This window comes from Cellvibrio fontiphilus, assembly GCF_042646205.1.
Classification (GTDB): domain Bacteria; phylum Pseudomonadota; class Gammaproteobacteria; order Pseudomonadales; family Cellvibrionaceae; genus Cellvibrio; species Cellvibrio fontiphilus_A.
In genome coordinates this window covers 672,330-686,878 of the sequence record NZ_JBHRTF010000002.1, presented here as the reverse complement: position 1 = coordinate 686,878, position 14,549 = coordinate 672,330, and the positions used below count along the sequence as shown (strand labels likewise).

10 protein-coding genes are annotated in these 14,549 nt (G+C 54.2%); all 10 read left to right on the top strand.

Features of this window, described 5'->3' with window-relative positions:
• Positions 1 to 71: 71 nt before the first annotated feature.
• The 10 genes from ACFODX_RS04795 (at position 72) to ACFODX_RS04750 (ending at position 14,397) form a co-directional block, all read left to right on the top strand.
• Entirely contained in the window at positions 72 to 2,231 is a 2,160-nt protein-coding gene (locus tag ACFODX_RS04795) for a methyl-accepting chemotaxis protein (RefSeq protein ID WP_378116599.1), read from the top strand.
• 42 nt (positions 2,232 to 2,273) lie between these two features.
• Positions 2,274 to 3,131 (top strand): CheR family methyltransferase, encoded by an 858-nt coding sequence (locus ACFODX_RS04790; protein WP_378116597.1) that lies wholly within the window; start codon positions 2,274 to 2,276, stop codon positions 3,129 to 3,131.
• 39 nt (positions 3,132 to 3,170) lie between these two features.
• Complete coding sequence (locus ACFODX_RS04785) at positions 3,171 to 10,001, top strand: hybrid sensor histidine kinase/response regulator (protein ID WP_378116595.1); 6,831 nt, start codon at positions 3,171 to 3,173, stop codon at positions 9,999 to 10,001.
• A gap of 12 nt (positions 10,002 to 10,013) precedes the next feature.
• Positions 10,014 to 10,919: a chemotaxis protein CheB gene (locus tag ACFODX_RS04780; protein ID WP_378116593.1), complete on the top strand. Its 906-nt coding sequence runs from the start codon at positions 10,014 to 10,016 to the stop codon at positions 10,917 to 10,919.
• 69 nt (positions 10,920 to 10,988) lie between these two features.
• Entirely contained in the window at positions 10,989 to 11,474 is a 486-nt protein-coding gene (locus tag ACFODX_RS04775) for a chemotaxis protein CheW (RefSeq protein WP_378116591.1), read from the top strand.
• Between the two features lie 185 nt (positions 11,475 to 11,659).
• The gene (locus ACFODX_RS04770; RefSeq protein WP_378116589.1) at positions 11,660 to 11,965 is read left to right on the top strand and encodes a hypothetical protein; all 306 of its coding nucleotides are present in this window, start codon (positions 11,660 to 11,662) and stop codon (positions 11,963 to 11,965) included.
• A gap of 1 nt (position 11,966) precedes the next feature.
• Positions 11,967 to 13,223, top strand: a complete 1,257-nt coding sequence (locus tag ACFODX_RS04765) for a type II toxin-antitoxin system HipA family toxin (protein ID WP_378116587.1) — start codon at positions 11,967 to 11,969, stop codon at positions 13,221 to 13,223.
• A gap of 75 nt (positions 13,224 to 13,298) precedes the next feature.
• A complete protein-coding gene (locus tag ACFODX_RS04760; protein WP_378116585.1) occupies positions 13,299 to 13,637 on the top strand; it encodes an FKBP-type peptidyl-prolyl cis-trans isomerase in 339 nt (112 codons plus the stop codon).
• Positions 13,638 to 13,781: 144 nt separating this feature from the next.
• Entirely contained in the window at positions 13,782 to 14,009 is a 228-nt protein-coding gene (locus ACFODX_RS04755) for an AbrB/MazE/SpoVT family DNA-binding domain-containing protein (protein ID WP_378116583.1), read from the top strand.
• Positions 13,999 to 14,397: a PIN domain-containing protein gene (locus ACFODX_RS04750; RefSeq protein ID WP_378116581.1), complete on the top strand. Its 399-nt coding sequence runs from the start codon at positions 13,999 to 14,001 to the stop codon at positions 14,395 to 14,397. Before ACFODX_RS04755 ends, ACFODX_RS04750 begins: the two co-directional genes overlap by 11 nt.
• The last annotated feature ends 152 nt before the right edge of the window (positions 14,398 to 14,549 follow it).

The window sequence follows — 14,549 nt, the reverse complement described above, 5'->3', positions numbered from 1 at the left end:
GCTTTTTGTGCGAAGCAAAAAGCAAAGTGGACAGAAAAAATAAAACCGAATGTTGGTGTAGGAGTACTTAGATGAAAACTGATTCAAAAATTGCCGCATTCAAGGCGAAACCCGCGACTATAGTCGCGTCGGTCTTCTTGATTGGCTCCTTTGTGGCGGCGGTTGTGCTTCTGGTGTTGATCAACCAGGGTAAAACCAACGACCAGCGCTACCTGCAACAGGCGAGCGACCTGCGCGCACAAGCCTATCGTTTGACCTCTTTGGCGCGCGACGCCACTTCCGGTGATGAACAAGCGTTTGGTGAACTCTCCAGCGTGATGGCGAGCATGACCAGCACCTGGGAAATGCTGCGCAACAGCGACGAACGCACCCGTAAAGCGCTGAGCACGGAATTCGATAAATTTGGCGCTGTGTGGAAGGGTGTACAGAACAACGCCCAGGATATTGCCACCAACAAAGACCTGATTGTATCGCTCAACAATGTGGGCAATACCCTGAACGACAACCTGCCCACCCTGCAGACCGAACACAATAACATTGTGGATATTTTGCTGGAATCCGGCGCACCTGCTGATCAGGCGATCCAGGCGCAGCTACTCTCCTGGCGCGCCGAGCGTATCGGTCGTAACGTGGATAAAATGTTGCGCGGTGACGCCGATGCCGGCAACGCTGCTGACCAATTTAACCGCGACGCCAACTTCTACGCGCGTGTTTTGAGTGCCATGAAAGACGGTGACCCTGCACTGCGTATCACCCGTGTATCCGATCCACAAGCGCGTGCCAGTCTGGATCAAATTACCCAGTTGTTTGATGGTGTAAGCAAGTCAATTCAGGAAATGGTCGATGGTTCAGCCACCCTGACCCGCGCCCGTCAAGCCGCCGATGCACTCCTGGTGGACACCCCACAATTGCTGCAGAGCCTCGCCGCTATTTCGGACAAAATCTCCACCCAGGCAGACGACCGTCCCTTTGTGAATAACACCACGGTCATTGTACTGGCTGCAATTACGCTGATTTCTCTGTTTTACCTTGGCTTCAACCAGTATCGCAGCGCCCGTAAACGCGCCGACGAAACTACCGAAACCAACGAACGTAACCAAACTGCGATTTTGCGTCTGCTCGACGAACTGGCCGACCTTGCGGATGGTGACCTGACCACTACCGCGACCGTAACCGAGGACTTCACCGGTGCGATTGCTGACTCTATCAACTTCACCATCGACCAGCTGCGTATCCTGGTAGCGCGCATCAACGAAACCGCGGTAAACGTATCGGCCGCTGCGCAAGAGACCCAGCAAACTGCACTGCATCTCGCCGAAGCTTCTGAACACCAGGCGCAAGAAATCGCCGGTGCATCGGCCGCGGTAAACGAAATGGCGGTCACCATTGACCAGGTATCGGCAAACGCCGCCGAATCGGCCGCGGTAGCGGAGCGTGCGGTATCCATCGCGGGCAACGGCGCCAAAGTGGTACAGAACACCATCCACGGGATGGATACCATCCGCGAGCAGATCCAGGACACCTCCAAACGTATTAAACGCCTCGGTGAATCGTCACAAGAGATCGGTGACATCGTAAGTTTGATTAACGACATTGCTGACCAAACCAACATCCTCGCACTTAACGCGGCAATTCAGGCATCGATGGCCGGTGACGCGGGCCGCGGGTTCGCGGTGGTAGCGGACGAAGTTCAACGCCTTGCGGAACGTTCCGCCGCAGCAACCAAGCAGATCGAAGCGCTGGTAAAAACCATTCAGAACGATACCAACGAAGCGGTAATCTCGATGGAACAAACCACCTCTGAAGTGGTGCGCGGTGCGCGCCTCGCACAGGATGCGGGTGTGGCACTGGAAGAAATTGAAAACGTATCCTCAAGCCTCGCGGAATTGATCCAGAACATTTCCAACGCCGCGCGCCAGCAGGCATCGTCGGCGGGTCATATCTCCAACACGATGAATGTTATTCAAGAGATTACTACCCAAACCTCTGCCGGTACCTCAGCTACCGCCCAGTCGATTGGTAACCTCGCCGAGATGGCACTCGACCTGCGTGAATCAGTAGCCGGTTTCAAACTGCCGGAAGAAGACATGTCTGAAAGCCGTGCCAATGCCGCGCGCAAAGCCATGGCTAACGCACCGGCGATGGACTTCGACCAAAACAGCGATGTAATTGATTTGGATGAAGAGCTCCTGCCCGATGAGGATATCTTCGCCAACGCATCAAAAGCCTGATAAGCAGTTGCCGCCAGTCTTGCTGGCGGCCCGGGTAAATTTATGGCTTGGTCATTACGCACACTACCCACACTTAGCCAGGAACAGTTTGTTCAATGGGGCAAACTGCTGGAAGAGCGCACCGGTATCCAGCTGGTTTTCCAACAAAAAGCCTGGCTGGAATCGCAGATATATGCTCGCCTGCGCGATTTGGGATACGACGATTACGACAACTACTATCACTTTGTAGCCCAGGAAACTATTGATTCGAAACTGGAGTGGGCGCGACTGATTGATCGGATTGCGGTAAAGGAAACCAGCTTTTTCCGCCACCGTGAATCCATCGAATACGTGCGCACTTACCTCCAGCAAAAAATCAACAATCAGGCGCTGGAAGGCAGTTTTGATGTCTGGAGCCTGGGTTGCGCCACTGGCGAAGAAGCCTATTCGCTGGCGATGGTGGTTAACGATTGTTTTGAACTGGCCGCAATCAGCCCGTTTTACGGCATCACCGCAATGGATATCAGCTCGTCGGCCCTGGCTGCCGGCCGCGCCGGTCGCTATAGCAAACGCCGCATTGGGCAGGTAAAACCTGATGAAGCCATGCGCTACCTGCAAGCTTCTGGTGATGGCAATTACCAAGTGGTTAACAAACTGCGCGACCGCGTCTGTTTCACCCAAAGCAATATCATCCATGCACGCCAGTTGCCTCAAGTGAGTGTGGATGTAATTTTTTGCCAAAACTTATTGGTGTATTTCCGTCGCTGGCTGCGCCGCGATGTGTTGAATGCCCTGGTAGAGCGGTTAAAACCCGGCGGCTTGTTAATAGTTGGCCTGGGTGAAGTGATGGACTGGGAACACCCCGAAATGCAGCGCACTGACGATGATCAAGTGCAGGCCTACGTTCGCCTGGAACGTTAAAAGTCGCACCCAGCGAGAATAATGAGAGGAAAGCTCTGCATGGCAGATAATCGCAATTTTGCCGCCTTGGACTGGTTGATCCACGAGATCAGCGAGACGCTCAAAGAAGCGCGCCAGGCCCTCGAAAGCTATGTTGAAAATCCGAAAGATGCTGCACGTATCCGCTTTTGTTTGACCCATATTCATCAGGTGCACGGCAGCCTGCAGATGGTGGAGTTCTATGGCGCCGCCATGCTCGCCAGCGAAATGGAACAGCTCACCCAGGCGATGATCGCAGGCACTGTGGGCAATAGCAGCGAAGCGCAAGAAGTGCTCATGCGCGCTATCCTGCAGTTTCCGCTGTATTTGGATCAGGTAAAAGCAACACGCAAAGATAACCCGCTGGTGGTATTACCGCTGCTCAATGATTTGCGCGCGGTGCGCGGTGAAAGCCTGCTCACCGATACCAAACTCTTTGTACCCAATCTGACTCCCGCCAAAAAAGTCAGCGGCGCGCGCCTGCCGGTCACTAACGACAATGTGCAGTTCCAGGCCATGGTGCTGAAGCTGCGCCAGATGTACCAGTACGCCGCCTCGGGGTTTATCCGCGGGGTTAACCCCGAAGAAAACCTGGGCTACCTGCAAAAGGCTTTTTCCCGCCTGCAAAAACTCACCCACGGCACCGCGCGTTTTGCGCTCTGGGATATTTGCCTGGCATTGGTTGAAGCCATAGAGATAGATGCCATCGAAATGAGCGTGGCGGTCAAAAACCTGCTGCGCCAGTTGGATAAAGAAATCAAAGTGCTCGCGGTGCATGGCACCAAAGCGCTGAATAGTTTCACCAACGATGAATTGATCAAAAACCTGCTGTATTACGTCGCCCGCGCCGGTAAACACGCACCGGGGTTTGCGCCCAACTCCAACCTGCAGCGTATTTACGACACCTACCAACTGGAAGAAGCGCTGCTGGAAGGTAAAGAAGGTGGCGAGGATACCCAGGACATGCTCTCGGTGCCCGACGCGGATGCCATGCGCTCGGTCATTAGTGCCATCAAAGAAGAACTGGGCTTAATAAAGAACGGTTTGGATGTTTGTCTGGCCGGTGGTAATACCCAAACTACCCTCAGTGAAGCGCTGCCCATTGTCAAACGTGTTGCCGATACCCTGGCGGTGCTGGGTTTGGGCGACCTGCGCAAACGTTTGCTGGAACAAGGTGCAGCGTTGGAATTGGTGGTTGATTCGGATAGCGAACTCTCCGATGACCAGTTGTTAGCAGTTGCCAGCCAAATCATTTCTATCGAAAACTCGCTGGATAGCCTGTCGGAACACGGCGGCGTTGAAAGCAGCAGCGATGAGGGCGATATAACACTCAGCCGCGCCAAAGAGTCAGTACTGCGCGAATCGCGCAATGGCTTGGAACACGCCAAAGACGCCATCATTGAATACATAGCATCCCAGTGGAATCGCCAACATTTGCAAGCGGTGCCCACTACCCTGCGCGAAATTCGCGGCGGTCTGGAAATTATGCCGCTGCCGCGCCCGGCCAGAATCCTCGGAGCCTGCGCCCGCTTCATTGAAGAGCAATTGCTGGCACAGGAAACCACTCCCCAATGGTCAACGCTGGACACCCTGGCCGATGCCATCACCAGTGTTGAGTATTACCTGGAGCGCTTGAGCAGTGGCGGGCGCAAAGAAGAAATCGACCTGCTGCTCACCGTAGCCGAAGAAAGCGTTGCCAATCTGGGTTATGCGGTTGCCAAAGTCAGCAACCCGGAGCGCAGCGAAACTGAAACCTACGGACAAGTTGAATCACCCGAAACGGCGCCGCAACCCAGCAGCGCTGAAGCTGAATTGGCCGCCGCCTATGAACAGGCCGAAAGCGGCGAGGATCTATCCGCTACGCGCGCGCCGGAAGATGAATCTATCTATCTGGAAGCCGTCTATGCCAGCGCCACCAGCGATGTACCGCAGGACACCAGCGCGCATGGCGAACTGCCGGAAACTGAGGCCTACAGCAGCCCAGCCCAAGACCTGGATGCGAACAACAATCAGCCTGATGATTCGGATTACTCCCTGCCGGTAATCGAGCTAGAAGAATCGGTTGTTGAATCAGCCGACGAATCTTCTTACTTGAGTGCTGACGTGGAGGAAGATCACGAACCCAACCTGATCGCAACTAATCAGGCGCCGGTTATCGAGCGCGACAACGAAGATATAGACGATGAAATCATCGAGATCTTTATCGAAGAAGCCACCGAAGTTACCGAAACCATCAACGAATATTTCCCGCGTTGGGCCAACAACTTTGACGATCAAGACGCGCTGATTGAATTCCGTCGCGCCTTCCACACCCTCAAAGGCAGTGGTCGCATGGTTGGCGCCAATGAAATTGGCGAGCTGGCCTGGTCGATTGAAAATATGCTCAATCGTGTGCTCGACCACACCATTACTCCACAGGCGATACACGCGCAGCTAATCGACAAAGTATGTGCGCTCTTGCCCGGCATGATTGCCGCTTTCCGCGACAATCAACCCTACAATCAGTCTGAATTGGCGGAAACCTATCGCCTGCAAGCCCACTCCCTGTCTCAGGGCATAGTACCGGTAGATGCTGATCTAGCACCCACAAATGAAGTAGCCCCCACAAATACCGCAGCTGCGGATACGGCAACTGATGACTTGGCAACCGCAGATTCGCAGGCTGAGACCGGTATTGAAACACTGGAGCTAACAGACCCGGTTGACAGCGGTGATTTAGCCACCGAAGCCGTGGAGTTTGCCGAAGATGACATGCCTGAGTCGTTGGAGGAACTCGCTCCAGCCAACCTAGTGGCCGATGAAGCACATTTACTCGGTGAGGCCTACACGCAAATCCACGACGAAGCCTACACCTTGGATCTGGGCCAAACCGCTGGTGAGCAGGAAGATTTGGTTGATGCCGTTATCGACGAGCTGCACTTTGAACCATCAGTCAACGCGGATGCAGATGACCTTGCCGACTACGCGATGCCACCGGTGGCGCTTGTGGAGGAGAGCAGCGCAGACGATGTTGGAATGTCGGCCGAAGATTTGCTCGATAGCGAGGACACCGATGCCCAGCTGTGGGATATTTTTGGTGCGGAAGCCATCAGTCACCTGCAGGTAGTAGAAGAATTTATTGCGCGGATGGAAGCCGAAGCGCCGATTTATGAGCCGCCCAGTGAAGAGATGCAGCGCGCCTTGCATACCCTCAAAGGCAGTGCGCATATGGCGGAGATCACCCAGGTCGCCGAGCTGGCCACACCACTGGAACGCTTCGCCAAGGAGTTGCGCTCCTATCACGTCAATATCAACGACGATATCCTCCAGTTGCTGCGTGATGCCGTCAGTTACACCCAAATTGCCCTGCACCAGATAGAAGCGGGCGAGCTGGTTAATATTCCGCGTTTGCAACAATTTATCGCCCGGGTGAATGAGCTGCGCGATATCCATGTAGCACCGCTGGTGCGCCAGCAAGAACTGGATGAGATGGGCAAGCGCCCGGTCGATCCCGAATTGCTCGCCATTTTTATGGCCGAGGAAATGAACCTGCTGCTGGATGCCGACAAGATCATCGACCAGTGGCAAGCCAACCCTGAAGAAACCGTTGAACTTATTCCGGTGATGGACGAGCTGGCCAAGCTGACCCAGGCCGCCGCCCATGCTTACCTGCCTGCCATGGCGGAGCTGAGTGAAAAAATCCACAGCGTCTATGAGGCCATTATTGCCGCGCAACTGGATTGTTCCGCGCCGCTGTGCACCGCCTTGAAAAGCGCCCACGTTGCGCTGCTGGATATGGTAGACGCCATTGCCGCCGGCCAAAATCTGGGCGCCATCCCCGAACCGGTCAATGAAGCACTGGATGACCTGCTCAGCACTGAAGTCGTCACCCTGACTGCCCTGAGCAGCCACGAACTGGCGGGCGAGGATGAAACAATCCCGCTGATGGACGCCGTCGAAGAGGATTTAATCGACAGCGATGCGGTAGATCTTTATGCCGAAACCCTTTATGCCGAAACCGACGACTACAGCTCACCACTGGAGCTGGAACTGGTTGACGAAGAAAGTATCAGCGACGACGAGCTAGTCGAGCTTGAAGCGATTGATTATTTGCCTGTGGCGCCTGAACCAGCCTATCAACCCGCTGCTGAACTGGTGAGCGAGGCTGCGGAACTTGATGAAGTTATCGACCTGAACGAAGCATTGCCTTCTGTTGATGTTGTAGACGATATCGACCTCGTAGACGAGCCGATGGTTGAATTGGCGGTAGCCGACGCAAGCTATGAAGAAACACCCGCCGAAGCCATGGTGGATGAAGATTTTGATCCGGAAATTGTCGAGATCTTTATTGAGGAAGCCGGAGAAATCCTTGAGGAAATCGATAGCGCCCTGAACGAGTGGCAAGACGACTGGAACAACAGTGATTGTGTCGAACAGCTCAAACGTTCATTGCACACCTTCAAGGGCGGCGCGCGTTTGGCGGGCTTGACGGATTTGGGCGACCTGTCGCACGACTTTGAAACCCTGCTGATCGATATGGATCAGGACGCCGAGCTTGACCAAGCCTTTTTTGCGCGCCTGCATGACTTCCAGGATCGTTTACACAGCGGCGTTGAACTGGCCAACAAACGCCTCAACGGTGCGCCCATAGCCGCCGCTGTCACTGCCAACAGCAACCCGCAACCTGTTGCAGAAAGCCTTGATACTGCCGAGCAGGATATTCCCCTGCTCGACAATAGCGTGGAATTGGTCGATGCCGAACTGCTGGCGCAGGACGAAGAAGCCACTGACAACAGCCCTGCGCTGTACAGCAAACCAACCGTGGTGGTGGACAACACCCGCGCCGAACAAATTCGCGCTTTTGAAACCCATGGCACCCCGAGCGAAAAGCCCAATGTGCTGACCTTTGCACCCAAGGCCAAACCCGTCGCGCCAGTGCCCGGTGCTATTCCCGGTACCGAATATGGCGGTGGCTTGCGCTCGGGTAATACTGGCCCGGCGCAGGTGCAACACTTGGCAGCGCGCCGCACCGGCCCGCAAGAAGTGGTCAAGGTCTCGGCGGAACTGCTGGAAGAATTGGTTAACCTCGCCGGTGAAACCTCCATCAGCCGCGGCCGTATGGAACAGCAGGTCAGCGACCTGAGCGGATCTATCGAGGAGATGGATGCCACCATCCAGCGTCTGCAAGAGCAGCTACGCCGCCTGGATATTGAAACTGAAGCCCAGGTGCTGTTCCGCCAGGAGCAGATGGCGCAACACGAAGAATTCGATCCACTGGAGATGGACCGCTACTCGCAACTGCAGCAGCTGTCGCGCTCGCTGATCGAATCCGCCTCGGACTTGATGGACTTGAAATTCACCCTCGCGGATAAAACCCGCGATACCGAAACCCTGCTGCTGCAACAGTCGCGCATTAACACCGACCTGCAGGAAGGCCTGATGCGCTCGCGCATGGTGCCCTTCTCACGGCTGGTGCCGCGCTTGCGCCGGATCGTGCGCCAGGCCGCCACCGAGCTGGGCAAAGAGGTGGATTTTGAGCTGGATAACGTGGAAGGCGAACTGGACCGTAGCGTTCTGGAGCGCATGGTAGCGCCGCTGGAACACATGCTGCGCAATGCGGTTGACCACGGTATCGAAATGCCGGACGAGCGTATCGCCGCCGGTAAAAACCCCAATGGCCGCATACTGCTGAGCCTTGGCCGTGAAGGTGGCGATGTGATTTTGCGCCTGATCGACGATGGCCGCGGCATCAACCTCAAGCGCGTGCGTGAAAAAGCCATTGAACGCGGTTTGATGGCGGCAGATGCCCAACTCAACGATCAGGATGTCATCCAATTTATCCTGCACGCCGGCTTCAGTACCGCCGACAAGGTGACACAAATCTCCGGCCGCGGTGTGGGCATGGACGTGGTGCACTCCGAGATCAAACAGCTCGGCGGCGCCATGTTTATCGACTCCAACTGGGGCCAGGGCACCGAGTTCACCATTCGCCTGCCCTTTACCGTATCGGTAAACCGCGCACTGATGGTGCAGATTGGCGATGACCTCTACGCCATTCCGCTCAACTCGATTGAAGGTATTGTGCGCGTCAGCCCCTTTGAGCTGGAGCATTACTATCAGGATGAAAGCGCCCGCTTTGACTATGCCGGCGAGCAATATCTGGTGCGCTACCTCGGCAGCCTGCTGGACTCCAGCGCCCAACCCAAGCTGGACGGCCAAATGCTGCCACTGCCAGTCGTACTGGTGCGCAGTACCGAGCATACCGTTGCTTTGCAGGTGGATCGCCTGCTGGGCTCACGCGAGATTGTGGTGAAAACCCTGGGCGCCCAATTCAGTGCCGTGCGCGGGGTATCCGGCGCCACGGTAATGGGTGACGGTAGCGTAGTGGTGATTCTGGACTTACACGCCATGATCCGCGAGCAGTTGGCGCTGGGCCTGCAACATGCCATCCAGCTGGAGCCGCTCAGCCTCGCCCCGATCAAAGAAGAAGATCTCAGCGAGAAGACGATCATGGTGGTGGATGACTCGGTAACCGTGCGCAAGGTAACCAGCCGCTTCCTGGAGCGCGAAGGCTTCCGCGTGATCACCGCCAAAGACGGTGTTGAGGCGCTGCAAGTGCTGCAAGACCATATGCCAGACGTGATGTTGCTGGATATTGAAATGCCGCGCATGGACGGCTTTGAGGTCGCTAAAAACGTCCGCACCAGCTCGCGCTTGAAGGATCTGCCGATCATTATGATCACCTCGCGTACCGGTGAAAAACACCGCGAGCGCGCCTTTAGCCTGGGCGTAAACAAGTATCTGGGTAAGCCGTATCAGGAAGACCTGCTGCTGAGCAATATCCAGGAACTGCTGCATATTCGCACCAAGTAGCAGAGCAAGGCCATGTTGCGCCTGGGGTTAGTGGTGGACAACGCCGCCAAACAAAAAGCCTTGGCGCAACTGGTCGCACAGGCGGGGCACAAGGTTGGCCTGTGCTTGCTGATCGGCGGCGAAACCCGGCCCGCAACAGACAGCGAGTTGGATGCCTGGCTGGTGGATATAGCCGAAGAGAACCAGGGTGGGCAGTTGCTGGACAGCTTGTTTGCCCAGAGCCGGATTCCGGTGATTCTCAGCGACAGCAGCGAATTCAACGCCGGCTCGCAAGAACACAGTGACTGGTTGCGCCGCACCAGCATGCGTTTGCAGCGCTTGCGCGGTGATATCAACCTGCAGCAGAGCACACCGGCAAGCGAACTGTGGATTCTAGCAGCCTCCACCGGCGGGCCAGCGGCGGTAAAACGCTTCCTCGCCGAATTGCCCGGCGATTTAGGCGTAGCCTTTTTGTACGTACAACATATTGATGCCCAACAGGCCGTCACCCTGAACCGGATGATGAGCAACGCCGGCCACTACCCGGCGATGGTAGCAACACAAGGTTTGGTGCTGGCAGCCAATAGCCTGACGCTGATCACCGCCAAAGATCCGGTCGAGCTATTGGACAACGGCACCCTGATGGTGAATTACGGCCAGCACTGGAAAGGCAGTTATGCGCCCGCGATAGACCAGGTGGCCGCCAACGCCGCGCGTATTTTCCGCGCGCGCTGCAACATGATTATTTTTACCGGCATGGGTGACGATGGCGCCGCCAGTTGCCGCCTGATCAAACAGGTTGGCGGCAAAGTCTGGGTGCAGAGCCCCGATGATTGCACCAGCGACTCAATGCCGGTCGCGGCTTTGGCTACAGGTTGTGTCAGCCTCATCGGAACACCTGAATATCTGGCCAAAGCCCTGGTAAATTCACGTCACTAACAACCAGTGCACCAGTAGTAACGAATTACAGAACCGACCCAGAACAACCGACTGCAGGACACAGTTTTCATGAGAGCGCCACAACGCATAGAGAAAAAAATCGAAGAAGTCGCCAGCCTGCTGATTCCCCTGCAAGGCCGTATGCTACTTGCGCCCAACGTTACCATCGCCGAAATTGTGCCCGTCTCCCAGGTAGTACCGGTGGAAAATGCCCCGGCCTGGTATCTGGGCAACTGCGCCTGGCGCGAGCAAACCATCCCCCTGCTCTCGTTTGAAGTGATGAATGGCGAAGAAAAACCCGGCGTAGTGCCGCGCTCGCGTTTTGCGGTAATCAACACCACCGGCGTCAATGAATCCCTGCCCTTTATCGCCATACTCACCCAAGGCCTGCCGCGTTTGGCGCGTGTCACTGAAGAGGAAATCACCGAGCGCGAAGACGCCGACAACAAACCCTTCGAGCTAATGCACGTCAGCTGGGCCGGCGAAGAAGCGGTAATCCCCAATGTGGAAGCCATGGAGCGCGCCTTTTTGGAATATTTGCATTTGGATAATTAAGCTTTTTTTAAACAACCCGCGAGCCGATAAATCTCGCGGGCGCTCCTAAAAATTTTACCGCTCGGTAAAAATTTACCTTCAAAACTCTCAAAAAACACTCTTTTTTACCGTTCGGTAAAAAAGCATTGCTCACAATCGATATTCGGCGTATTTTTTACCGAACGGTAAAAAATAGGCATTCCTAAATGTACAACGTAATTCAATATGGCGTAGTTCGCACAGCGACAGACATTGGTGCGCTGGTGCGCGCTCATCGGAAAGATAGAGACCTTACGCTTGAGCAGATATCAGGTGTGGGCAATTTGAGCACTAAATTCCTGTCAGAGTTTGAGCGCGGCAAGGATACGGCGGAATTGGGCAAAGTGCTGCAAACCCTGCGAACGCTGGGTTTAGAGGTTATCATCCAGCCGCGAAACACTGCGCTTCATACATTTGGCATGGCATCTGTAAAACAAGGGAATGCCCCGAAACAAGAAAGAAAGGATAGCTAAGATGATCGACCCTGATAGCCTGAAAGTGTGGTGCGGACAAGCCTTTGTCGGATTCCTGTGGCGCAATGCAATTGGGCAAATCGGGTTTAACTACGATACGGAATGGTTAGCATCCAAGGAGAGTTTTGCACTATCGGTAAGCCTGCCATTGAGATCTGAGGACTATGCACCGGAAGACGGGATTGCACACCGCTTTTTTGCCAACTTATTGCCCGAAGGTAACGCACGCAATCAATTAGCCCGTGACCTGAAAATCGGCGATAACGATTTTGATTTACTGAAAGCGATAGGCGGGGAATGTGCTGGTGCTTTATCGCTACTACCCGATGTCTATATACCTTCATCCACTGCCGAATACCTTCCTTTAGACGCTACCGAACTTGCCAATCTGGTGAAGCGCAAAGGGCAACCCGCCACGTGGAAAGGGCACGACCGCCCACGTTTGTCATTAGCGGGCGCGCAAAACAAATGCCCGGTGTTGCTCAAAGACAATACCTACTGGCTACCCAAAAGCGAATCGCCCTCAAGCCACATACTCAAGTTTGAAGTAACTGATTACCGGCACTTGCCAGCCTACGAAACCTACACAATGCAATTAGCAGCAGCCATCGGTTTGGAAGTAGCCGACATACATTTGCGGCGCGTGGAAAAAGCGACTTTTGCAGAGATAGTGCGTTACGACCGCGCCCTGCAGCCAAGCGGTCAAATTACCCGTTACCACCAAGAGGATTTCTGTCAGGCGTTGGGCTATGGCTACCAAAAAAAATATCAAGAAGATGGAGGAGCCTCCTTTGCTGAGTGTATGAAGTTGTTGGCCGATAAAACGACGACCCCTGCAGAAGATAGGGATCGGCTGATCCGCTGGCAGATATTCAACGTTTTGGCGGGGAACTCTGATGGTCACGCCAAAAACCTATCGCTGTTGTACTTGCCAGGAGGAGTGATCAGGCTAGCGCCCTTTTACGATTTGATTTGCACCCGCGCTATTGAGCGGATAGACGAGAATCTTGCCTTTTCGGTAGGTGGTGAGCGCAATCCAAGCCTGATTACCGGTGCGCATTGGGACTCTTTGGCAAGCGATTGTGGTCTCGCCAAGCGCTATGTAAATGGCTTGATCAAACAGACTGCCACAAAGCTATTGGATTCCCACCAACCCGTTCGTGAAGCCTTCGAAGCCCAATACGGTGAATACAAGGCTTTGGAACGGATACAGAAGGTCATTTATACCCAGTGCAATCGAATACTTAAGGCAATTTGAACCGGTTTCTTTCACCACTTATGTTTCTTCTCTACTTATTTCACTCTCACTTATTTGTTATTGGTGCTCCGCGTTATGAACGACCTGATTATTGAAGACCTGCATCTTGGCGACGGCAAAACCGTCGTCAAAGGCGCACTCATCACCACCCACTACACCGGCTGGCTAGAAGACGGCACCGAATTCGATTCCTCCCACCGCAAAGGCAAACCCTTCCAATGCGTCATCGGCACCGGCCGCGTGATCAAAGGCTGGGATCAAGGCCTGATGGGCATGCAAGTCGGCGGCAAACGCAAACTCCACGTCCCCGCCCACCTCGCCTACGGCGACCGCCAGATCGGCGCACACATCAAACCCAATTCCAATCTCATCTTTGAAATCGAATTACTGGAAGTCCTCACGCGGGATGATTAACCCTAGGTTGGCGCGGGTCGCGCAGGCTGAGCCTGCTAACCCCAACATATCCATCACCTCTACACCACAAACCCCTTGCACAAATTTCAATCAATGATATACATTGAAAAAATGTATCTACATGAAGTTTAAAGGTGGTAACTCATGCAAATCGCCAAATGGGGCAACAGCCTCGCCATCCGCATACCCGCCAACATCGCTAAAGCGCTCGCGCTGAAAGAAGGCGATGAGGTACAAATTCTGCCTTCCAGCGATGGCTTTGCCGTAACCAAAGACGACAGCAAAACCAAAGCCTTGGAAACCATCGCCAGTTTCAAAGGCCGCTTAAACAAGGATTTTAAATTCAACCGGGATGAGGCGAATGAAAGATAGGATTTTTGTAGACACCAACATTCTGGTGTACGCACTCTTGGACGACAGCCAAAAACAACAAACCGCCCTCAAACTCCTGCAATCCGGCTGCGTGATCAGCACCCAAGTGCTAAACGAATTCACCAACGTCGCCCGCAAAAAAGCCAAACTCGACTGGCAAGAAATTCACGCACTCAGCAACGCCATCCAAAGCCTCGCCGAAATAGTCCCATTAGATGTACCCACACACAACCGCGCACTCACAATTGCCGCAAATTACGGTTACAGCTTTTACGATTCCCTCATCATCGCCGCCGCGAGTGAAAGCGGCTGTAATCTGCTGCTTTCAGAAGATATGCAACACGCGCAAACAATCAACGACCTCACGATTAGTAATCCCTTTAAGTAGCGCTGTAATGTGATGTATTTTGCAAAACTTTAGCTATAGTGGAAACTTGGTGTATTGTGGGGATATGAAATGCATATGAATAACGAAAGGATGAAAGTAATACACAACCTCACAGTTTACAAACTGCCATCGAACTTAACGTTAGCTGTACA

Bases quoted from the DNA above. Each gene is read 5' to 3' on its own strand.
- ACFODX_RS04790 (WP_378116597.1), top strand. From the start codon at position 2,274: ATGGCTTGGTCATTACGCACACTACCCACACTTAGCCAGGAACAGTTT.
- ACFODX_RS04760 (WP_378116585.1), top strand. From the start codon at position 13,299: ATGAACGACCTGATTATTGAAGACCTGCATCTTGGCGACGGCAAAACC.
- ACFODX_RS04750 (WP_378116581.1), top strand. From the start codon at position 13,999: ATGAAAGATAGGATTTTTGTAGACACCAACATTCTGGTGTACGCACTC.
- ACFODX_RS04770 (WP_378116589.1), top strand. From the start codon at position 11,660: ATGTACAACGTAATTCAATATGGCGTAGTTCGCACAGCGACAGACATT.
- ACFODX_RS04785 (WP_378116595.1), top strand. From the start codon at position 3,171: ATGGCAGATAATCGCAATTTTGCCGCCTTGGACTGGTTGATCCACGAG.
- ACFODX_RS04755 (WP_378116583.1), top strand. From the start codon at position 13,782: ATGCAAATCGCCAAATGGGGCAACAGCCTCGCCATCCGCATACCCGCC.
- ACFODX_RS04780 (WP_378116593.1), top strand. From the start codon at position 10,014: ATGTTGCGCCTGGGGTTAGTGGTGGACAACGCCGCCAAACAAAAAGCC.
- ACFODX_RS04795 (WP_378116599.1), top strand. From the start codon at position 72: ATGAAAACTGATTCAAAAATTGCCGCATTCAAGGCGAAACCCGCGACT.
- ACFODX_RS04765 (WP_378116587.1), top strand. From the start codon at position 11,967: ATGATCGACCCTGATAGCCTGAAAGTGTGGTGCGGACAAGCCTTTGTC.
- ACFODX_RS04775 (WP_378116591.1), top strand. From the start codon at position 10,989: ATGAGAGCGCCACAACGCATAGAGAAAAAAATCGAAGAAGTCGCCAGC.